Here is a 22,289-nt window from a genome sequence, read left to right on the forward strand (position 1 = left end):
AAAATTTGGGGAAACATGCGCCAACAATCTAGCTCTATTTGCCCAACCCGCTTTTTTCTTACTGGGTTAAGCATTTATACGATTGATGGGCATCACTAGAGTTATTTTCCCTCAAATGCGTATAGGCTTATATATTGAATTAGTTTTTTTTGAAATTCTTAATTGGAATATTCTGGTATAAAGACTAAATTTTAGTCTTAAGCTTGAGGTATTAAGGATTTGACTGGTCTACTCAGAACTTTTTTGCCATATTGCTGATGTTGGCTGTTAGGGTCTGTACCGAATCGAGGCTTTCTATGTTTAGGTCCTTTTTGAGAAAGTTTTAATTTAGCAGTTGATTGTAGTTGCATACCATACCAGAGTTACCAGAAAATATCTAGGGAGGAGGATTAGGAAAATGCAAGGTTGGTTATCCAAATTCATCCGCCGCAAACGTCGTCGGTTTTGTGCTTCTCTGGTGTGGACATATCGAGAGATTAGTTCTGCTTCTGTAGATGAACTGTGGCAAAAAGTGGTTGACTTAACAGACGTTTCCTGGCATCCACAACTTAAGAGTACTAATGTCCCCCACGGATTAGTACCCAAACCAGGATTAATTTTTCAAGCTGTAACACGCTTTTCGCCGATTCCCATCAGAATTTTTGTGGAACGCGTCAATCCCAGAGAGATGCTGAGTATCCGAGTGATGGCGATTCCTGGAATAGAGGAACGGCTAACTTACCAAGTAGAGTCAACAGTTTGTGGTACTTGTTTATCTTATTCTGTAACTCTACGGGGTTGGTTATCGCCCCTAATTTGGTCTTTATCCCGTCCTTATGCAGACCGCGTTGCACGATCTTTAGTCGAGGCAGTAGAAAAGACGGCATTACCAGCGGTATCTGGTAATAAAAAATCCCTTAATGACAGTTGTTTTGATTTTTAGATACTGAGGATTGGGGAAGCAAGGGAGTAGGAAGCAGGGAGCAAGGGAGAAGAGTTTTCCCTCAGCAAGAGCAGCACCCTGCCCCTTTGCCTCTTTTCAATGCCCAATCCTCAAAGAAAGTTAAGATTCTATTAGGTAATAATGCAATTTGCTAAGTTTTATCACGGCAGTGACAGTGATAACACTAAGCTGACCTTACTTAAAAAGGCATCCAGTTAATAGCTAAGATGTTCCCCACAAGTGTATTTATTCATTTTCAATTTTGAATTTTTATGTACGATGTCCTCGATTCCCGCTCTGTCTTAGAAGTTTTGCGACCAGTAGAAGACCCAGAACTCCGTAAAAGTCTGGTAGAACTGAATATGATTCGCAATGTAAAAATTGACGGTGGTAAGGTTAGTTTCACTTTAGTGTTAACCACTCCTGCCTGTCCTTTACGTGAATTTATTGTCGAAGACTGTCAGAAAGCTGTCAAAAAACTCCCAGGCGTTACAGATGTCAGCATAGAAGTGACGGCAGAAACTCCGCAACAAAAAAGTTTACCCGACCGCACTGGCATTTCTGGAGTCAAAAATATCATTGCTGTTTCCAGCGGCAAAGGTGGCGTTGGTAAAAGTACGGTGGCAGTGAATGTAGCAGTGGCTCTAGCCCAAACTGGGGCGAAAGTCGGCTTGCTAGATGCTGATATTTATGGCCCCAATGACCCTACCATGCTGGGTTTGTCTGATGCTCAAATTACTGTGCGTTCTACTGAAACAGGTGACATCCTGGAACCGGCTTTTAATCACGGCGTCAAATTAGTTTCAATGGGCTTTTTGATTGACCGAGATCAACCAGTAATTTGGCGGGGACCTATGCTCAATGGTGTAATTCGCCAGTTTCTCTATCAAGTGCAATGGGGAGAACTGGATTATTTGATTGTAGATATGCCACCAGGAACCGGAGATGCTCAGTTAACTTTAACTCAAGCAGTACCAATGGCAGGGGCAGTAATTGTCACCACGCCGCAAAACGTAGCCCTGTTAGATTCTCGCAAGGGATTGCGGATGTTCCAGCAGATGAATGTTCCGGTATTGGGGATCGTGGAAAATATGAGCTATTTTATCCCCCCCGATCAACCAGATAAGCAATATGACATTTTTGGTTCCGGTGGTGGCTCGAAAACAGCTGCTGAATTGGGAGTGCCACTGTTGGGGTGCGTGCCGCTAGAGATTTCCACACGAGTTGGTGGTGACAGCGGTGTGCCGATAGTTGTTGGCGACCCAGATTCAGCTTCAGCAAAAGCATTAACAGCGATCGCTCTTACTATTGCTGGTAAAGTATCAGTTGCTGCCCTGACATAATTATAAATTTTAATTTCTATCTACTTCCTGGGCTATAGCTTGGGAATACTAGGGACTGGGTGTTAGGGGGTGGGGAAGTTGGGGAAAAATAACTATTGATTATTGCCCAATTTCCAATTCCCAGTTCCCAACAATTAAAGCTAAAGTCTAAACTGGCACAATGTTGTTAAAACGATCGCTCCCCAAAATTCGCTGGAAGTCTTGGGTTAAGCCCTGGCAGCATGTAGATTGGCTACTTTTTTGTTTGCCGATTGCTGTCAGTATCTTTGGCGGCCTAATGATTCTCAGTACGGAACTGAAGCAGCCAGTGACTGACTGGTGGTGGCACTGGATGGTAGCGGGTATCGGCGTGCTTATAGCCCTGTTTTTATCTCGCATCCGTTACGAACTCTTGATGCAGTGGCACTGGGTAACATACACGCTGACAAACTTCAGTTTAATCGCCGTGATGATTGCTGGTACTAGCGCCAAAGGGGCGCAGCGGTGGATTAGTATCGGCGGCTTTAACGTCCAACCCTCAGAATTTGCCAAAATCGGCATGATTATCACATTAGCAGCCTTGTTACATAGGCGGACTGCTTCTAGCCTCGAAGGTATTTTCCGCGTTCTAGCAATCACCGCTATACCTTGGGGATTAGTATTTTTACAGCCAGATTTAGCAACATCACTCGTATTTGGTGCGATCGTCTTAGGAATGCTTTACTGGGCAAATGCTAACCCAGGCTGGTTAATTCTGATGATTTCTCCGGTGGTTGCCGCCATTTTGTTTAGTATATCTTGGCCTTTAACAGAGCCGATAGTTTTATTCAAAGAACTATCTTTTGGTCCATTAGGACTAATTTGGTCAGTTGCAATGGCTATTGTGGGCTGGCAAACTCTTCCCTGGCGTCGATTTGGTTTAGGTGCTATCGGTGCATGGACTCTTAATATACTGGGTGGCGAATTAGGAGTCTTCGCTTGGAACCATGTTTTGAAAGAGTATCAAAAAGACCGACTAACTGTATTCATGAATCCCGATCACGATCCACTCGGTGCTGGATATCACTTAATCCAATCTCGCATTGCTATTGGTGCTGGTGAAATTTGGGGATGGGGTCTGTTCAAGGGGCCAATGACACAACTGAATTTTGTACCGGAACAGCATACAGACTTTATTTTCTCCGCAGTGGGAGAAGAATTTGGTTTTGTCGGTAGTTTGGTAGTGCTATTTGTTTTCTGCTTAATTTGCTTGCGCCTACTACATATTGCCCAAACCGCCAAAGATAACTTTGGTTCCTTGTTGGCTATTGGCGTTTTGTCCATGATTGTCTTCCAGGTGATTGTCAACATTGGCATGACTGTTGGTTTAGCACCTGTGGCAGGAATTCCCCTACCTTGGATGAGTTATGGGCGTTCTGCGATGCTGACCAACTTCATTTCCTTGGGAATAGTAGAATCGGTAGCAAATTTCCGGCAAAGACAGAAGTATTATTGATTCGTCATTTGTCATTGGTCATTAGTCATTTGCACTTCTCTAAAGACAAATGACTAATGACAAGTATTAAGCTATTAAAAGGAAACAAGCGAGGCTAAAAACATGATTCTGCCTGGAGCAACTGTTCGCGTCAAAAATCCCGCAGATACCTATTATCGCTACGAAGGACTCGTGCAACGACTTACTGATGGCAAAGTAGCCGTATTATTTGAAGGTGGTAACTGGGATAAATTAGTTACCTTCCGCCTGAGCGAATTGGAACTCGTAGAGACCACTGCCGGACGTAAAAAAGCCAAATAATATTAGTCATTAGTCATTTGTTCTTTGTCATTTGGCAAAAACTAATGACTAATGACCCTTCGGGTGACGCTCGTGCCTCGCTAACGCTGCGCTAACGCCAGTTGCTCATGGGGGAAACCCCCAAGACCGCACTGGCTCACCAATGACTAATGACTAAATTACTATGCGCCTCCCCCTGCCACAGTTTGCCACTGGCGATCGCCATCCGAACCACATTGCGGAGGTGATTGAAACTACCAGTATTGAATTTTTAGCTCAGTGTTTAGAGCCAGAAGATTTAAGCTTTCCCTCGATGCCACCCTTTGGTAGCTGGGTCTGTTCTGTAGATGAAGAATCTGGCAATAAAATTTATGCTGTAGTGTATTATGCCACAACTATGCCCATAGATTCCGTACACAGGGCGAGAGCGTTAGGGTTGTCCTTGCAAGACTTACGGGAAGAACAACCCCAAATATTTGCCATGCTCCGCACAGAATTCCGGGCTGCGATCGTGGGATTTGAACTATCTTTGCAAAATCAAAGTTATAACCAAAGAGTATATCAGTATCTTCCACCTCGTCCCCCGCAAATTCATCAAGCTGTTTATCGATGTGAACCAGAAGCTATCATTAAATTTACTGAAGAATTAGATTTTTTACGGACACTGCTATGTATAAATGGTGCGCCAATAGAGTCTTTAACCGCAGCTGCCATTCGAGATGTATACCAGTTACGCAAAGCTGACCGAGAATGGCTAATTAAAGCTGGACGTAGCTTAAGTGTGCTACTGAAAGACGACTATGATCGTTTACGGTTCATTTTGAGTCAAATCCACCCGTAGCTAGTTAATTCTTAAATAATTGCCTAGTTAGTGTAAATTAAGATTTTTGATTTTTCGTCAGGTGGCTTCTCTATTTATTCATATTGATCGGGCGATCGCCCCCAAGGTAATCGCTGTTTTACCATAGCCCCTTCAATTCCTATATATGGAACTAATATCACAAGTTCTTGTTCTGGAACCAACTTCCCAAATTCTTGGCAAAGAACCAATTGTTCCCTTTGCTATTTTGCTGGTGGTCATCTTAGTTATACCCATCATGTTTGAGCGGCTAAGATTACCAGGATTAGTGGGTTTGGTTTTCTCAGGGCTAGTACTTGGGCCTTCAGGTTGGAATCTTTTTCAGTCTGACTCACCGATGATTAACCTACTATCAAACATTGGGTTAATTTATTTGCTGTTTGTCGCCGGGCTAGAAATTGATCTAGAACAGTTTCGCCGGAAAAAAAGTCGTGCCTTTGGGTTTGCTAGCTTGACTTTTAGCGTACCCCTAGTCCTGGGAACCTTAATAGGGCTGATTTTAGGCTATGGGTGGAATACTTCAATCTTAATTGGCTCTTTATTCGCTTCCTATACCCTTTTGGCATACCCTATAATCAGCCGTTTGGGAGTAGTAAACAACGAAGCTGTTACTGTCACCATTGGAGCTACGATTTTTACAAACATTGGCGCAGTACTGATATTAGCTGTTTGTGTAGCTGTCTCTCATGCTGGAGTGTTCAGCTTTGCAAAACTACTCACCTTGTCGGGTTGGTTAACTATTTACTCTGTTGCTGTTGTTACAGGCTTTGATTGGGCAGGCAAAGAATTTTTCAAACGGTCTGGAGACGATGAAGGAAACAAGTTTTTGTTTGTGTTGCTTTCTGTATTTCTGGCAGCTGTGGGCGCTCAATTGATTGGGGTAGAAAAAATTGTTGGTGCCTTTTTAGCAGGTTTAGCGGTGAATGAAGCTGTGGGTGAAGGCCCAGTCAAAGAAAAGGTGGTATTTATTGGTAGTGTACTGTTCATTCCCATTTTCTTTGTTGATCTTGGACTACTGATCGATCTACCCGCCTTTGTGAACAATTTAAACACGCTCAAGTTAACGCTGTTGAGCATAGTTGGTTTGATTGTCAGTAAATTGATCGCAGCTTTGTTGACAAAACTGGTTTACCACTATAAATGGCAAGAAATTCTAACGATGTGGTCGCTGTCACTTCCCCAAGTTGGTACAACCTTAGCAGCAACTTTAGTGGGATATCGGGCTGGGTTGCTGCCACTAGAAGTATTACACAGTGTGATTGTCTTAATGCTTGTCACATCAACCTTGGGGCCGTTGATGACCAGTCAAATAGCTGTTGGTTTGAATTCCCCACCAGCCGAAGATCCAGCACCACCCCTAGCTGAGGAGAACGCATCACAAACACACAGTGCTTTTACTATAGTCGTACCTGTGTATAATCCACAGACCCAGCAGTATTTGATTGAAATGGCGGCGTTATTAGCGCGTCAGTCTCAGGGCAAAATTATACCCTTGGCGATCGCTACTGCTGCTGCTCAGATGGATGCGCCCCAGTTAGAAGCGTCTCTACAACGGAGTGAGTGGTTATTGAATAAAGCCACGACACAAAGTCGAGCCTTGGGCGTAGCCGCAGAACCAGTGCTGCGAATTGATGATGCCTTTGCTCAAGCAATTAGCAGAGCGGCTCGTGAACAAAAGGCTAATTTAATTGTTATGGGTTGGGGTAAACGGACTGGGTTACGAGCGCGTTTATTTGGGAATGTGATTGATGGTGTGCTTTGGGCATCCCATTGTCCAGTAGCAGTGACACGTCTAGTAGAATCACCAAAAAAAATTCAGCGGATCTTAGTACCAATAGAAAACTTAACAGCACCGACATTACAACCTGTACAATTTGCCCAGATGCTAGCAGAGGCAAATCAGAGCCACATTACTGTGCTGAATGTGTGCGATCGCCGCACTAGTTCTAGTAAAATTGCTTGGAGGCGATCGCATCTCTCCCAATTGGTATCTAAATTGGCTTTGGCCAATACCCCAGAAATTCAAATTATCGCTCATGAAAATGTTGCTCAAGCAATTTTGCAGGCAGCAAGATTATATGATTTAGTAGTTTTACCTTTTATACGTAATCGTACCAGTCCTGGAGGGTTAGCCATTAGCGATGTCACAACTCAGTTAGCCAGACAACTCACCTGCTCAATTATCATGCTTGGAGAACCCCAACGCACTCAAACTACAAATTTAATTATGTCTACCACGGTTAGCAGCATTACATCTGCTGTATGATGTTAGGCAGAATACAGTTGAAGTAAGTAGACTTGGGCTGCGTTAGCGTAGTCCGCTGGAGGCATCAAATTTCCAAAAATCTTGGCAATAAATGAATCGCCTGTAGGAATATACATCTGTATTATTGGCATGTATTTGTAGCACGAGTGTCACCCCGATCTCGACTAATTTTTTGTATCCTAATAAAACCTCAATAACCGTAAAAATACTTTATATTTTTGAAGATTTGATAAAGTTAGGCTAAACAACAAACAATTTTTAAGCAATTTTTGTTATTTTGCTAATTAAATTCTTAAAAAAACAGGTAAAAATGTAACAAAACTACAACTGTGAAAAAATAGGTAAGTTCAACAACATTTTTTGATTGAGCCTTGTTCTTTTTTTTTGGTTTGTATTTTTGGACCCAAGGTGGGTAATCTAAAAGTAAGTGCAATAGCTACTGAAAATATTTGTAAGTAACTGGGAAACTATGAGAATTTTGGTTACGGGCGGTGCTGGGTTTATTGGTTCCCATCTCATCGACCGACTAATGACTGCTGGGCATGAATTAATATGCTTGGATAATTTTTACACTGGTCATAAACGCAACATTCTGAAATGGTTAGGCCATCCGTACTTTGAATTGATCCGCCACGATATTACCGAACCAATTCGGTTAGAAGTCGATCAAATTTATCATTTAGCTTGTCCTGCTTCACCAGTACATTACCAGTACAACCCAGTTAAAACCGTTAAAACTAACGTGATGGGAACACTGAATATGTTGGGGCTAGCTAAACGTGTGAAAGCGAGGTTTTTCTTAGCTTCCACTAGTGAAGTATACGGAGATCCAGAAGTTCATCCTCAAACTGAAGAGTATAGAGGTAGCGTCAATCCCATTGGCATACGTTCATGCTATGACGAAGGTAAAAGAATTGCTGAGACTCTAGCATTTGATTACTACAGGCAAAATAAAGTTGATATTCGAGTTGTTCGGATATTCAACACCTACGGGCCGAGAATGTTAGAAAATGATGGTCGGGTGGTGAGCAACTTTATAGTTCAAGCCTTGCGGGGTAATCCTTTAACCGTGTACGGTGATGGTTCGCAAACTCGTAGTTTCTGCTACGTTTCTGATTTGGTAGAAGGATTCATCCGACTGATGAATAGCGACTACATTGGTCCAGTCAACCTGGGCAATCCTGGTGAATATACGATTTTACAATTGGCACAAACTGTGCAAAATATGATCAACCCAGACGCGCAGATTAAGTTCGAGGCACTACCTTCGGACGATCCCCGACGTCGCCAGCCGGATATCACAAAGGCAAAAACTTGGTTAAATTGGGAACCTACCATTCCTTTGCAAGACGGTTTAAAACTGACAATAGAAGATTTTCGCGATCGCATTCAAAGCGATGTCAATAATTCAACCACCTGAGTGACGTCTAGCGTTGCTCTAAATTTTCATGCAGGCTAACCCGATTGGTAGCTAGTTTATATTAGTTGCTGAGTTTTATTAAGTGTGTAAGTGTAAAATTGAGAACTTCTTTTTGAAAATTAAGCCCAGAAAAGTGAGGAGTTAAATAAATGCGTGTTTGCGTTATTGGTACTGGTTACGTTGGTTTAGTTACAGGTGCTTGCTTGGCTCATATTGGGCATGATGTGATTTGTGTAGACAACAACGAAGAAAAAGTTAAGTTAATGAAGTCTGGGCAGTCTCCAATTTTTGAGCCGGGACTCTCAGAAATTATGCAGTCTGCCATTCAAACAGAGAAGATTCATTTTACTAGCGATCTTGCTGCTGGAGTTTCCCACGGAGAAATTCTGTTTATTGCTGTGGGAACGCCACCTTTACCCACTGGTGAAAGTGATACTCGTTACGTCGAAGCTGTAGCCCGTGGGATTGGGGAAAATCTCAATGGTGGTTATAAAGTCATAGTGAATAAATCTACAGTACCCATTGGCTCAGGTGACTGGGTGCGGATGCTTATTCTGGATGGTGTTGCAGAGCGGCAGAAAACACTCATACCCGCAGGTGGAGTACCGAGTGATGAGAAATTATCTGAGTTTGCAGCCGAGTTTGATGTAGTCAGCAATCCAGAGTTTTTGCGCGAAGGTTCGGCAGTTCATGACACCTTCAACCCCGATCGCATTGTACTAGGAGGCAATAGTCAAAGGGCAGTAGCCTTGATGCAACAACTGTATGCCCCAATTGTCGAACGCAAGTACGCAGAAGATCAATCTTTACCCCCTGTGCCAATTCTGGCAACAGACCTGAGTTCTGCGGAGATGATTAAATACGCCGCTAATGCCTTCTTAGCTACTAAGATTAGTTTTATTAACGAAGTTGCTAATATTTGCGATCGCGTCGGTGCTGATGTCACGCAAGTAGCCAAAGGTATTGGTTTAGATTCCCGCATTGGTAACAAGTTTTTACAAGCTGGTATTGGTTGGGGTGGTTCTTGTTTTCCCAAAGATGTCTCCGCTCTGATTCACACTGCTGATGACTATGGTTATGAAGCCCAGCTACTGAAATCTGCTGTCAGTGTCAACGAACGTCAGCGGTTGATTGCTTTAGAGAAACTCCAACAAGTTCTAAAAATTCTCAAAGGCAAAACAGTTGGACTACTCGGACTGACTTTCAAGCCCGATACTGACGATTTGCGAGATGCCCCAGCACTCATCCTAATTGAGCAGCTAAACCGACTGGGAGCCAAAGTCAAAGCCTACGACCCTATTGTTTCCCAAACAGGTCTACGTCATGGGCTTTCTGGTGTGTTAGTAGAAACCGATGCCGAAAGACTAGCTGATGGCTGCGATGCTTTAGTACTCGTCACCGAATGGCAGCAATTCAGCACTCTGGACTATGTGAAGATGGCAAAATTGATGGCCCACCCCGTTATCATTGATGGTCGTAACTTCCTTGACCCTGAAACAATGATACGGGCTGGATTCCAATATGTAGGCGTGGGACGATAGAGAGTTAGGAGTTAGAAGTGAGAAATAAAAATTAATTACAACCTATAATTAATAACTCCTAACTCCTTTCAAAACCTAAAGATTTAAATACCGCCTAGAATTATCTAGGCGGTATTTAATTTGTTTAAAGCTTCATTTTACTTGAATTTTTTTGCGTGTAATCTTGCATCAGGCACTATGTGGAATACGTTCAATTTCAGCATATCCACTGAAAATAATTTTTTGCCCTTCAGTTTCTAATCGGTTGAGGCGCATTTTCACTCCATCAAGGTCAAAACGATCCAAATCGACCATATTATCTAAAATTTCTACCAGCGCTACGCTCAAGGTTTGCGAGATTTCCCGTTGTGCTTCTGGCACTTGGTCAAGTTGAATTTTCGGATCTTTGAAAGAAACTCGCCGCCGTCTTTCAATACCTACAGTTAAAATCATGCTCAGGGGTACGAGTTCGCCATTATTTAAATCAGCTTTTGCTACAAGCTGTAAGCGATTTTCTGGCAATAGCTGTACCTGAACATCTGTAAAGGAGACTGGTTCACCGCCAGATAATTCTGTCAGTGATGGTACGGTGAGGTTAAGCAGGCGCTTTTTCACCAGTTCCGCATTAAAGGCTTGGTTTATGCCTGCTTCTGATAATATGACTTGAGCGATCGCTTGAGTGGGTTGCTTAAGGCTGAGTTTGCCACTTAAAACCGATCCGAAGTCAATGGCAACCGCATCAGTTTCAAACGACATCTCCTCTACCGCGAAATCTCTCCGAATTACTAAGCCACGACCGCTCATTTTGAAGCTATCAATGCTGCCTTGCAAGAGCTTGCTGGAGGGGTAGCAGCGCACAAAGACTTCTACTGACTCGCTTTGGGTAAACAAGTGGCGAATCGTTTGGCTGGCGACCGTGTTGAGCATCCGCTCTCCCCAATCTGTGCCTTTAGGATCTTTTAAACCAGTAAGTCCGCCGAACATGTGGTTTTGGGTCTCTAGAAGTTCTTTGTACTTTTGTAACAAATCGTGAAGAATACAGCAAGCGATCCCGTGATTAATTGTGCTGATGGGTAGGCGTAAGATAGCTGATGGTTATAAGTCCACTGTGTCAAATATTACTTTTGTTTTAGTGAGTGGGAATAATTGAACTAAGTTATTGCTAAGACTCTCACCAGTACTAAGTATGATACAGCTAAATATTCTAGAACTTGCCAAGCAGGGTGATACAAATGCGATTAACACTCTGGTAAGTCAGTGGTTAAATTCACCTAGAATTACGTCAAAAACTAGTTTCAAACAAAATTGTCTACAGATAATGCTGGAATCAATTGAAGTTCCAGCACAACAGTTAGTAGTCCCAGTTATTTGTAATGGATTAATTAATTTAGGCATCCAATCTTTTAATAATGTCAAAATATACGGTAGAGTAACAGGTGAAGATTTTCCTGATTGGCAACAAGAAATTGAGTTAGAAGCATTAGTAAATTCAACTGTATTAACGCCTCAAACAAATATTGAAGTGGAATCTTCAATTGCCATTACTAAAACAACAGATGATAAATTAACTGTACGAAAATCATCTTTTTTGGGTTCATTGTTTGGAGGAATAACAGGAACAGCCGGAGTCGTTGGAGGTGCTGCTGTTCAAGCAGGTAAAGCTGTTGCAGGAGCGGCTGTAAGCATCAGTGGGACGATTGGAAGTGCTGCTTTTCAGGCAACACAAATCGTAGGGCAGGCACTAGCAATTGTTGGTAATAATCCCCAATTGCAAGTAGCAATAAAATCTCTAAATCAAGATTGGTTAAATCCTTTAATTCAACAGGTTGATTTAGTTAAAGCCGAGGCTGCTGTCAGAAAGTTACAGCAAGAACACCCAAATGAACAACCAGCACAAATTGCCCATCATCTTATGCTGGAAAAAGCTGTTTTAGCAGGAGGAACAGGGCTTGCTAGTAGCCTTACACCAGGACAAGCAGCCACAATGTTTGTAGTGGATTGGGCTGCTACATCTGCATTATCGGTGGAGTTAGTCTATCAAATTGCTGCTGCCTATGGAATGGATTTAAATGATTCCGAGCGCAGAGGAGAAGCGGTAGCAATTTTTGGTTTAGGGGTAGGTGGAAAAACAGCAATCAAAGCAGGTTTGGGTTTACTACGAATTGTACCAGTAGCAGGAGCCGTCATTGGTGCTAGTTCAAATGCAGTGATGATCTACGCATTAGGCTATGCAGCTTGTCAGTTTTATGAAGCAAAGCAGAATCCATTAACTTTAGAAGCGACTTTAGTAGATGCTCAACTAGAGAGCAGAAAATTTCTCGAAGCCGCTATTTTTCAAGAAAAGATTATGGATCAGATTTTGGTTCACATTGTCTTAGCAGGTAATTCAGATAAGTCTTGGGAAGATATTTTACCAGAATTACAAGCTGCGAATCTTAGTCCTGCTTCAATCGATGCGATCGCTTCTCATATCAAATCTCCACCATCTTTAGAAACCTTACTTGAGCAAATTAATAGTGATTTTGCTGTACCCTTACTGGCTCAATGTCAAAAAATTGCTTATTTAGACGGGGTAATTACGCCAGCAGAAGCTCAGGTTATAGATTCTATTAACAAAAAGTTAAACTGTAATTTGGCTGCTATGAAATAACCTGAATATTGGTGTTAATATTTTTTACCAAAGGCGATCGCAACCTCAATAAAAAGTGCGATCGCCAGTTCGCCATAGTGACGCATTTACTTTAAACTATGGAAATGAATGCAAATCGTTTTTAGAATCTATGTAGAGCTTCCAAATAAGCGTAGGTTTGAGACGAAACAGTGACACAAGCCAAAACACCTCGAGCCATTGCAGTGAATATTCCACCAACGCTAACACTTACAGTCACCCACGAGCAGTTAGTTGAGTTGGCGATCGCTAACCGGGATTTACAACTAGAACGAACTGTGACAGGAGAGCTAATTGTTATGGCTCCAACTGGAGGTACTACAGGAAATAGGAATTTAGATATCGAAGGACAACTATGGCTCTGGAACCGTCAAACAAAACTTGGTAAGACATTTAACTCTTCGACAGGTTTTCACCTCCCTAACGGAGCCGATCGCTCTCCCGATGCAGCTTGGGTAGGTCAAGACAGATGGGACGCACTTACTCCAGAACAGCAAGATGGATTTGTCCCTCTTTGTCCTGATTTTGTACTAGAACTGCGTTCTAAAAATGACAATATGAAACCCCTACGAGCCAAAATGAGGGAATATATGGAAAACGGAGCTTGTTTAGGTTGGTTAATTGACCGAAAAAACAAAAAGGTAGAGATTTATAGGCAAGGCCAGTCCGTGGAAGTTATAGATAATCCCGTAAGCTTGTCAGGTGAAGATATCTTGCCTGGGTTTATCCTAGATTTGACCGAGGTTTGGAAATGATTTTGAAAGTGCTATCTAAGCCAGTGCCTTTTCATACACTTTGTTGAGTATCACAGTCAAACAAGTTACTTTGGACTGAACACAGAGCCAGCGCTCGCTCTGATTTAACTTGCCTTTTAAACAAGTGCGATCGCTTTTAAAATATTTGATACGCTTCTGGTGTAGTAAATGAGTCAGGATTGGAACCTAGGTGATCCGTTGCCGAAGGCAGAGGATGCCGAGATAGACCCTCGCAAATTTGAAGAATACTCCCTGAATCCAAATAAATCCTGGCAACCAAAAAAAGTGGATGGCATTCGCAGCAATCGGCTACGATGTACAAAATCCTGAGGCTCGTAACGCTGCAACAGGCGATGTAATCAGACAACTGCGTGAAGGTCTTGCCAATGCACCAGCCGTAAAAGGTCAAACAAGTATTTATGGTTTTCGATTTCAGGTAAAAGTAAGGATTTAAGGATTAAATAAAAGAGAGGGAACTCTTGTAACTAACTGGCAGATTGATAATGGAAAAGAGATTCCCCGACTAATCACAAACTGGCTGGAAGTAAACCAACGAAAGGAAGATAACAATGAAAGCTAAACTTTACGATCAAATAAAAACATTGGTAGAAGTACAACCAGACTTTGCCGACGAGATGATTCCTAAAAATACACTGGGAACAATTGTAGAATGCTACAAAAATCCCGAAGGTTATGCAGTAGATATTGCCATCCCCAATCAAAAGTTAGTTGGAAGCTATGAATACGTAAATGTCATTCTTACTTCTGACCAATTCGTGCTTGTCAATACTGTCTCGCAACCACTGAATGTTATTACTCAGTAATGGCAAAACCTGATGAGGTCATCTTTAGGAGGATAGAGTACGCGGATACCGCGCTCTGAAGTTACCTACCTCGTCAACAACTTCCGCCGCAGATTATCCAACGCTGCATTCGCACTCACATGACGAATTAGAGCGCGTCCTCGCACTGTGCCAAACTGATACTCAAAACTTGTCACTTCATCCTTTGGTCCAGCTAAACCAATGTAAACTAGACCCACCGGCTTAGTATCTGTCCCTCCAGTTGGGCCAGCAATACCAGTGATACTCAGTCCCCAAGTTGTTGCAAGGCGGGTTTTGACTCCAACAGCCATTTGCTCTGCAACAGTAGTGCTTACCGCCCCAAATTTATCTAAATCTTCTGGGTTGACCCCCAGCAGCCCAACCTTCACCGAATTGTCATAAGAAATTACGCCACCCCAGAAGTAATCAGAACTCCCAGAATTCTCAGTCAACATTTGCCCTAAACCGCCACCAGTGCAAGATTCTGCCACTGAAAGTGTTTCTTTTGATGCCCGCAACAACTGACCAACTACGGAAGCAAGAGTATCATTATTAACGCCGTAAAAATCCAGTCCGGCAATTTCTTTAAGTTGTTTTTGAATGGGCGCAATTAGGGCTTCTGCGGCTGCTTCTGAATTTGCTTTTGCAGAAACTCGCAATCTTACTTCCCCCTTACCTGCATAAGGGGCAACTGTGGGATTTGACAACTTTAAATAGGAAGCAACCTTTTCCGCTAAAGCAGATTCACCAATACCCCAAAACTTTAAACTCCGGCTGTAAATAATTTCTTTACCCCAACCTTGACTTTTGAGAAATGGCACAGCTGTTTCTTCCCACATCGGGTGCATTTCACTGGGAACACCGGGAAAGGTAAAAATCGTGATTTCAGGACTAGGTTGCCAAATGATACCGGGTGCTGTTCCAGTGGGGTTGGGTAGAATTTCTGCACCTTGGGGAATTAAAGCTTGCTTGCGGTTACTTGGTGACATAACCCGACCACGTTGGGCGAATTTCTGGGTTATGTCTTCAATAATGTCAGAACGTTCTACCAACGGGACTTTAAAAAAATCGGCGATGGTTTCGCAGGTGAGGTCATCTGGTGTCGGGCCGAGTCCACCAGTGAAAATGAGAATTTGCGCTCTGGAAATAGCAATTTCTATAACTTGCTTCAACCGTTCTGGATTATCCCCAACCACTGTTTGATAGTAGTGGGGAATACCTAGCTGCGCTAATTGTTGCGCTAAAAATTGAGCATTGCCGTTGAGGATATCTCCTAGCAATAGTTCAGTACCAACACAAATAATTTCTGCACTCATTGGATTGGGGAAGGGAAGTAGGGAGTGGGGAAGGTGGGGCCCCCTCTGGGGATAAGGGGTAATGGGGAATGGGGAGTGGGGAAGGTGGGGCCCCCTCTGGGGATAAGGGGTAATGGGGAATGGGGAAGAAGAACTATTGACCAATGCCCCATGCCCAATGCCCCATGCCCAATTATGCTAATGCTGGTACAGGAATTTCCAGGTGAGGATATAAGGGAAAGCGATCGCACAATGCCGCTACCCGTTGCCGACAATCTTGAGTTACTACGTCGGAATCTGGAGAAAGCAGGCGATCACTAATAATATTTGCAATCTCAGTAAATTCTGCTACTCCTAAGCCCCGTGTGGTCATTGCTGGCGAACCTAACCTTAGACCGCTGGTAACAAATGGCGATTGCGGATCAAAGGGAATAGTATTCTTGTTAGCAGTAATATTCACAGTACTGACTAACTGATCTGCCTGCTTACCAGTTAGACTCACAGAACGTAAATCTACCAGTATTAAATGATTGTCAGTGCCGTTAGATACTAACTTTAGACCACGATTTTGCAGTTGTTCGGCCAAAGCACGAGCATTTTCAATCACTTGGGCAGAATAAGTTTTAAATTCAGGCTTGAGGGCTTCTCCAAAAGCTACTGCCTTAGCAGCAATAACGTGTTCTAATGGCCCGCCTTGGCTGCCAGGAAAAACAGATTTATCTAGCTTTTTACCTAGTTCTACGTCGCCAGTCAAGATTAAACCACCTCTAGGCCCGCGTAGAGTCTTATGTGTAGTTGTTGTTACTACATGACAGTGAGGAATGGGATCGGGATGAAGACCACTAGCAACTAAACCAGCAATGTGAGCAATATCGGCAAGTAAGTAAGCGCCGATTTCATCAGCAATACTACGGAACTTTTCAAAGTCAATTACACGAGGATAAGCCGAATAACCACAAATCAGCAGCTTAGGACGCTCCCTCAGCGCCAGCTCCCGAATTTGATCGTAGTCAAGTTGTTCTGTTTGTTGACTGACACCGTAGTGGCTAACTTGGAACCACTTACCTGAGAAATTTACAGGGGAACCGTGGGTCAGATGTCCCCCATGAGATAAATCCATCCCCATAATTTTGTCCCCTGGTTCTAGGAGTGACAGGAACACAGCAAAATTGGCTTGTGCGCCAGAATGGGGTTGCACATTCGCATGAGCAGCACCAAATATCTGTTTAGCGCGATTGATCGCTAATTGCTCAATTTTGTCGATAAACTCACAACCGCCATAGTAGCGTTTACCAGGTAAACCCTCAGCATATTTATTTGTCAGTACCGAACCTTGAGCCGCCAGTACAGCAGCAGACGTAAAGTTTTCACTAGCAATCAACTCCAAATGGTCTTGCTGACGCTGTAGTTCGTCGTTGATTAACCCTGCGATCGCCGGGTCGCTGGAGGAAAGAAAGTCTGAATTAGTCCTAGTCACTTCAATTATCCTTATGGAAATTTGTACAACGGCTGATTTTGGTTGAACGCAGCACCTAAATGTACAATCAAAAACCATTGCTCTTGACTGCTGTACAGAGGCGATTAATCGTCTCTGTACTTTGGAGGTTTATTTGCGCTAACTTATTTATTATTAGACCCAAGCTCGATTAATGCATTAATTATCATAACGTTGCTTTTTGAAATCCTCACCTTGCAGCGTGTTGTGAGGTCGTTAGACAGGATTCTTTATGAACCTATGTTAAATAATGCTTACTGTGATCGCTGCTCTGTGGAATGAACTTCAGAATGATTCGTGAACAACAAGAACCCCGACTTCTTTAATAAGTCGAGGTTCTGCGGGTTGCAATTCTCACTAATCAAAAAATCAAATAGGATTCATATAGCGATTTTGATAGTAAGCCAAAATCTGGTTAACTCGTTGCCGACTTTCTGAACCAGAGTTTGCTGTCCACGAGACGCTCAAGCCAGCAATTTGACTTTGATTGTAATCAAACTGTTGGGATGACTGGGGAATTAAATCCACTTCCACCCCTTCGACTTGACGTAAATGAGCTGCTATTTCTCTATAAACAGCTAAAGGCAAACCAGCAAATTCAACTTTTTCTTTAGTCTCCATCTTTATGAAGCTCCCACATTAAAGGTATTTTGGGGGGGCGTTGTCACTGAAATAGGATTGCCGCTAGCAGATGCAGCTGACGACGTTGATTTGACAGTCCCTTCCCCTACCATTTTGGCAACTTCAATACCATATTGTTCCAAAATCACGATGGGGTTGTAGCCCTGATTCATTTCAATACGTTTAATCAGTACGCCATTTGCTAATCGCTGTCCCGCCTGTACATACCGACTTGTTGGTTCATCTGGTACTTTGATAATTGCCTGTGGTTCCTTACTAATTAGAACTACACCAGTCACAACCACTGCCCTTGCCAATTCAGGCTGTGCTGGCGGTGGCAATACAGAGACTAAAGTGGGGTTGGGGACAACTTGAGGCAAAACCTTAGGCAATACTGAAGTCAGGGTAGGATTGACTTTTTTAGTCAAAATAGGATTGACTTTTTTCGGTAAAGAAGAAACGTTGTTTTTCTTTGGATTTAAAGCAATGCTGCGTGTTGGAAGTTTTAGTTTTACTATGGTTGCAGTAGGTAGCTTAGGCAACACGGGAACTGGTCTTCCAGATGTTTTAGCCATTCCAGGAAGAGTCTGCCCAAAAAGTTGTGTAAAAGGATCGCTTCGATCTTTTGATACCACAAGTTCTCGTGCACGCTCTGTAGCATTAGTGGATTGAATCAAGTTAACAGATGCAAGATTAACTTGTGAGACCTGTTTGGCAGGTATCACTGGATTCTTAAAGGATTGAGCCGCTGGTGGCGACTTTTTTGCTATTTTGGGAATTGGCACAGGATTGATAGCTTGTTGTGTATCTTCAGAAGCACATCCAGCGATCGCCAAAGTTAGAATAGCTGCAATTGTAATTTTTGAAGTTCTGCCCATGAGCCTTTCTAAAAAGCCATTGGAAAATTGAGAAGTGGAAATCAACATGCCTAAAATTTGGATCAAAGGCAAAGTATGTTCCCTTTATAACCTAATTTTTTACATTTTAAGGGTTATTTTTAGCACTGCCTACCCAGTATAACTGCGGCTTGGTGTTTGCTAGTAGTCAATCTTCTGCCACACCCATAAGCTCTTTCATCAAATCCAGTCCTTTCTTGACTCGACGGGAAACTGTTACTACACTGATGCCCAGATGTTCTGCAACTTGTTTTTGGGTCAAATCTTGCAAAAACACACATTCCAACACGTCGCGGGTGCGTTTTTCTAGCTGAACCAACGCTTGTTGTAAGCGAAGTTGGTCTTCTTGTGCCAGTTGAAAGCTGCGATAGTGAGGATCTGGAACTAATTCTCCCAAGCAGGTAGAACCTTCTTCTCCATCTTGGATTGGCACATCAAGACTCAAAGGAGCGCGATTGACCCATGCTAATTTAATTTCTTGCCATTCATTTGGAGAAATTTCCAGTGCTGCTGCTAATTCCGAGTCGGTTGGTTGACGATTGTATTTTTCACGCCAAGAACGTGATACTCCTATTGCTTGCTGTTGGAGGGCTAACCATCTCCGAGGAATTCGCACGGTGACACCTTTATCTCGGAGATAGTGTTGAATTTCACCCCGAATATAGGGAAGAGCGTAGGAACTGAAGGCATGTCCCTTAGAAATTTCAAATCTTTCAATAGCTCTGATTAAACCCAAACATCCAACTTGGAGCAAATCATCATAGGTTTCATGACATTGATTTGTCCAATAGTGAGCTTCTTTTCTCACCAGTCCAAAATTGAGTTTTACCAGTTGATTGCGGATATTTTCTGACGGAGATTGCTGATATTCTCGCAACAACTGCCAAATTTCGTGCTTTAGTTCATTGGTGACTGTGGTAGGCATAGCACCGGGTTTATTGAGCAAATAAAGAATCAATTATTCGCTTTTAAATTAAGCTGCGATCGCACGATATCAAAGGTGATATTGCGATATCTTTCCTAGCAAATACTATGGTAGATAATAAAGAGCTTTTCTCAAAATTCCATAGTTTGCTTGACAATCGAGCAAAATTTAAATGGGCGAAATCGCTATTTAGTTTGTTATTTATCTTTGGTATGACCTGTAGCTGTTTTAGAACTACATAGAAATAAAATATAAAATTAATCACTAAATATCAAACCGAGATTGTACTTAAATTGAATTAATTAATGATGAAGTTAATTTAGAGAAACAAAACAACAGTATTTGAGCTTTTATTTGATAAGCAAAAGTTAAATTTACAGTGAAATTACGTGCTCTTTCATCTGAGATTTATCCAATGGTTATAAATTACTAATAATTTCAAAAAATACTATGTATATTTACGCAAGCCAATAAAAAAAGGGCATCTCACCCTTTTTTGTACTTAAGTCTATAGTTTTTTAATGAAAGGAAAAGGTTAAAGGGATGAATCAAGTGACCCACAAGACTGAGGGATCAAAATTTTCCCAATTGCCAAAGCTATTTTGCTCAGATTTAACTTTTCCCGATTTTTTTAAAAAATCTATCTACCCTCTTTTTTCAAGAGGGTAGATAGGTTAACTTTTGCGATCAAGTCTGATACTTACAGAATTGTCGTTCTGAGTGCCAGTCAGTTTCCTTACTTTCAAGGATTTAGCCACGAGTCGGTTCAACCCGTCCATAAAATAGACCGCGAATCTTGACTTCTTTAGGTTCGCCAGCACCCAAATCTGTATCAGATGGCTGTTCACTCTCGAAAGTACCAGCAATTTCACCACTAGAGCCGTCTATTTTAGCGATTTGTAAAGAAATCTTGCCATTAAGATTTTCAGCACGCTTGACGTTAGTGCGGGTAAGCTCTTCATCATCTGCTTGGGCGGGGAGAGCCACGGCATTATCGTAGCCACTGACGACACCACGACCTTTGGGATCTAGGAAGGCAGCACCACGATAGGAAGGAACTTTGAAAGTGCCTTCAAAGTCCGTAGAGGTGTTAATGCTGGTCAAACTGGGTTGGGTTTGAGCAACCAAATTTTTGATAGTGAAGAGGAAAGGTACTCGCTCACCACCAGGAAGTTGCACAGTGATAGCTTGGAAGTCAAGACCATCAGTTTCTACAAAGGTCAGGCTATTATCTGAGTTGATTTTTAGATTACCTTGCACCTGGTCAATGGTGGAAGTGTATCTGGTCAACAATTTGCCAGCAACAAATTCTGCTTCTTGGCGTTTATTAGCAGGTTCTTCTTTGATGAAGAAGCTAGTTGGTTCCAAGCAAAGTTCTTTGATGGCATAGGACTGGCTAGAATCAATGGGAATAGAGCCACGGCGTGTTTGTGTTAGTTGGGGGCATTTGTTAGCCAAGCCAGTCCCGCGAATTTGATCGTAAGTGAGTACATCTCTACTGCTAGTAGCAGGAGCATCACTACAAGCAGTTATTAGCCCCAGGCACAAAGCCAAGAATGCAACAATTAAAGCGCGATACCTCATGGTCAACCTCAATCTCAAAAATTAATATCTAAGTTGTAAAACTGCATCGAAGCTTTGATCTCTGATGAGAAGCCGCTACTCTGCGAGAAGCTACCTTTGGTCGGACACGGCTTTGCTCTGATTGCCAGAGTTAAAACAAGTGTCCGGGGTCTAGGTTGTCAGCCGCCGCTCAAACTTTTCTGTTGCTAAACGTACTTAAACGTGTTGCTCTCTGGATCTTCGGGTGTAAGCCTCAGACTAAGTAGCACACTGTATCCATTTTGGATGTGTGTAACTAGGGGAGCAAAAAACCAGCAGTTTCACTGTTGGTGGCATTTGTTAGATTTGGGCGCGTGGATGAGTAAGCCCCACACAGAGCGGCATAAGTGCTTACCTCGAAGAGTGCGAACAGGGGTGTCTGCTTCGCACTTTGCTTTTGCCATCAGCAAAAGCGGCGTCGCCCAAGTCTTTTTGTATCATGTATGTGACGCCACTACATACAGCCCATTGTTTGATGGGTAAATCAGCCAGATCATACGATTTTTTTTAACTCAAAATCAAAGTTCTCAAAATCCAAGAAAGTCTCGTCCTGATCGCATCTAGCTTCTGTAGAGCCTATGCTAAAGGTTACTACGCTCTTTTTGGAGCGATCGCAATTACTTTTGATAAAGATACAAATCTAGTTATACTCACCCCTAACTAGGGTAAGTGAGGAGATACGGTAACAGGGAGACAACTGACAAACTAGGGAAAATTAAAAATCTCCGGTAAATTTGAGTTGACCTCATTTATACAGAAAGGGTGGCATGAACGATCACAAAAATATTGAATCAGAGAAGTTGTCTGGTAAACTGCAAGCGATCGCAACTGTGGTGTATGATGCCGCTACAGCTTGTGAAGGCGATACTGTAGCTCTTTTGGCTTTACTGCGGCAATTAGAGCAGTTACACCGAGAGATCCGGGATGGGGTTTTTCAAGAGAGTTTGCCTGTTAACCGTCGCCAACTTTACTCACTGCTGAAAGATATTGAGTCTGAGGGAGGCTGGCCTTACATTGAGCGCATGAGGCTACAAGCCTTTTTAACGAATTTGCCACAAGAGGCTCCTGAGGAAAATAGCCATGAAGTTTTGGAGAGTGATCGCTCATGCGGCTGATTAGCTTGAA

The 22,289-nt window shown here is 42.6% G+C and carries 20 protein-coding genes; 13 read left to right on the forward strand and 7 right to left on the reverse strand.

Annotation, left to right across the window (positions count from 1 at the left end; all coding sequences use genetic code 11):
- Nucleotides 1–397 precede the first annotated feature (397 nt).
- The 8 genes from V7K60_RS04255 to V7K60_RS04290 all read left to right on the forward strand — a co-directional run bounded on the left by V7K60_RS04255 (nucleotide 398) and on the right by V7K60_RS04290 (nucleotide 10,104).
- Complete coding sequence (locus V7K60_RS04255; RefSeq protein WP_334923209.1) at nucleotides 398–922, forward strand: SRPBCC family protein; 525 nt, start codon at nucleotides 398–400, stop codon at nucleotides 920–922.
- 272 nt (nucleotides 923–1,194) lie between these two features.
- Nucleotides 1,195–2,265, forward strand: coding sequence for an Mrp/NBP35 family ATP-binding protein (locus V7K60_RS04260; RefSeq protein WP_334923211.1), 1,071 nt, complete (start codon nucleotides 1,195–1,197; stop codon nucleotides 2,263–2,265).
- Between the two features lie 160 nt (nucleotides 2,266–2,425).
- Complete coding sequence (gene rodA / locus V7K60_RS04265; RefSeq protein WP_334923213.1) at nucleotides 2,426–3,739, forward strand: rod shape-determining protein RodA; 1,314 nt, start codon at nucleotides 2,426–2,428, stop codon at nucleotides 3,737–3,739.
- Between the two features lie 102 nt (nucleotides 3,740–3,841).
- A complete protein-coding gene (locus tag V7K60_RS04270; protein WP_100898602.1) occupies nucleotides 3,842–4,039 on the forward strand; it encodes an NAD(P)H dehydrogenase subunit NdhS in 198 nt (65 codons plus the stop codon).
- 163 nt (nucleotides 4,040–4,202) lie between these two features.
- A complete protein-coding gene (locus V7K60_RS04275) occupies nucleotides 4,203–4,859 on the forward strand; it encodes an HAS-barrel domain-containing protein (RefSeq protein ID WP_334923215.1) in 657 nt (218 codons plus the stop codon).
- Nucleotides 4,860–5,004: 145 nt separating this feature from the next.
- Nucleotides 5,005–7,143: a cation:proton antiporter domain-containing protein gene (locus V7K60_RS04280; RefSeq protein ID WP_334923217.1), complete on the forward strand. Its 2,139-nt coding sequence runs from the start codon at nucleotides 5,005–5,007 to the stop codon at nucleotides 7,141–7,143.
- 469 nt (nucleotides 7,144–7,612) lie between these two features.
- Complete coding sequence (locus V7K60_RS04285) at nucleotides 7,613–8,563, forward strand: UDP-glucuronic acid decarboxylase family protein (protein ID WP_334923219.1); 951 nt, start codon at nucleotides 7,613–7,615, stop codon at nucleotides 8,561–8,563.
- 149 nt (nucleotides 8,564–8,712) lie between these two features.
- Nucleotides 8,713–10,104 (forward strand): UDP-glucose dehydrogenase family protein, encoded by a 1,392-nt coding sequence (locus tag V7K60_RS04290; RefSeq protein WP_334923221.1) that lies wholly within the window; start codon nucleotides 8,713–8,715, stop codon nucleotides 10,102–10,104.
- Nucleotides 10,105–10,272: 168 nt separating this feature from the next.
- Here V7K60_RS04290 and V7K60_RS04295 read toward each other — a convergent pair whose 3' ends face one another.
- A complete protein-coding gene (locus tag V7K60_RS04295; RefSeq protein WP_334923258.1) occupies nucleotides 10,273–11,067 on the reverse strand; it encodes an LmeA family phospholipid-binding protein in 795 nt (264 codons plus the stop codon).
- 202 nt (nucleotides 11,068–11,269) lie between these two features.
- Between V7K60_RS04295 and V7K60_RS04300 the strand changes: the two genes are divergently transcribed.
- The 4 genes from V7K60_RS04300 to V7K60_RS04315 all read left to right on the forward strand — a co-directional run bounded on the left by V7K60_RS04300 (nucleotide 11,270) and on the right by V7K60_RS04315 (nucleotide 14,330).
- The gene (locus tag V7K60_RS04300) at nucleotides 11,270–12,733 is read left to right on the forward strand and encodes a hypothetical protein (RefSeq protein ID WP_334923223.1); all 1,464 of its coding nucleotides are present in this window, start codon (nucleotides 11,270–11,272) and stop codon (nucleotides 12,731–12,733) included.
- Between the two features lie 170 nt (nucleotides 12,734–12,903).
- A complete protein-coding gene (locus tag V7K60_RS04305; protein ID WP_334923225.1) occupies nucleotides 12,904–13,506 on the forward strand; it encodes a Uma2 family endonuclease in 603 nt (200 codons plus the stop codon).
- Nucleotides 13,507–13,795: 289 nt separating this feature from the next.
- Nucleotides 13,796–13,960, forward strand: a complete 165-nt coding sequence (locus V7K60_RS04310) for a hypothetical protein (RefSeq protein WP_334923227.1) — start codon at nucleotides 13,796–13,798, stop codon at nucleotides 13,958–13,960.
- A gap of 115 nt (nucleotides 13,961–14,075) precedes the next feature.
- Nucleotides 14,076–14,330: a hypothetical protein gene (locus V7K60_RS04315; protein ID WP_334923228.1), complete on the forward strand. Its 255-nt coding sequence runs from the start codon at nucleotides 14,076–14,078 to the stop codon at nucleotides 14,328–14,330.
- 65 nt (nucleotides 14,331–14,395) lie between these two features.
- Here the strand turns inward: V7K60_RS04315 and V7K60_RS04320 are convergent, their stop codons facing one another.
- The 6 genes from V7K60_RS04320 to V7K60_RS04345 form a co-directional block, all read right to left on the reverse strand.
- The gene (locus V7K60_RS04320; RefSeq protein WP_334923230.1) at nucleotides 14,396–15,646 is read right to left on the reverse strand and encodes a competence/damage-inducible protein A; all 1,251 of its coding nucleotides are present in this window, start codon (nucleotides 15,644–15,646) and stop codon (nucleotides 14,396–14,398) included.
- 172 nt (nucleotides 15,647–15,818) lie between these two features.
- Nucleotides 15,819–17,102, reverse strand: coding sequence for a serine hydroxymethyltransferase (gene glyA, locus V7K60_RS04325; RefSeq protein ID WP_334923232.1), 1,284 nt, complete (start codon nucleotides 17,100–17,102; stop codon nucleotides 15,819–15,821).
- Nucleotides 17,103–17,489: 387 nt separating this feature from the next.
- Nucleotides 17,490–17,741, reverse strand: coding sequence for a hypothetical protein (locus tag V7K60_RS04330; RefSeq protein ID WP_334923234.1), 252 nt, complete (start codon nucleotides 17,739–17,741; stop codon nucleotides 17,490–17,492).
- Between the two features lie 2 nt (nucleotides 17,742–17,743).
- Nucleotides 17,744–18,619 (reverse strand): hypothetical protein, encoded by an 876-nt coding sequence (locus tag V7K60_RS04335; protein WP_334923260.1) that lies wholly within the window; start codon nucleotides 18,617–18,619, stop codon nucleotides 17,744–17,746.
- Between the two features lie 166 nt (nucleotides 18,620–18,785).
- Nucleotides 18,786–19,562 carry an RNA polymerase sigma factor SigF gene (locus V7K60_RS04340; protein WP_334923236.1) on the reverse strand — a complete coding sequence of 259 codons (777 nt, stop codon included), beginning with the start codon at nucleotides 19,560–19,562 and terminating at the stop codon, nucleotides 18,786–18,788.
- Between the two features lie 750 nt (nucleotides 19,563–20,312).
- Nucleotides 20,313–21,146, reverse strand: a complete 834-nt coding sequence (locus V7K60_RS04345; protein WP_334923238.1) for a photosystem II manganese-stabilizing polypeptide — start codon at nucleotides 21,144–21,146, stop codon at nucleotides 20,313–20,315.
- A 785-nt stretch (nucleotides 21,147–21,931) separates the two neighbouring features.
- Here V7K60_RS04345 and V7K60_RS04350 point away from each other — a divergent pair.
- Nucleotides 21,932–22,279, forward strand: a complete 348-nt coding sequence (locus V7K60_RS04350; RefSeq protein WP_334923240.1) for a hypothetical protein — start codon at nucleotides 21,932–21,934, stop codon at nucleotides 22,277–22,279.
- Nucleotides 22,280–22,289: the final 10 nt, after the last annotated feature.

The sequence above is a fragment of the Nostoc sp. genome (assembly GCF_036917555.1).
Lineage (GTDB): Bacteria > Cyanobacteriota > Cyanobacteriia > Cyanobacteriales > Nostocaceae > Nostoc.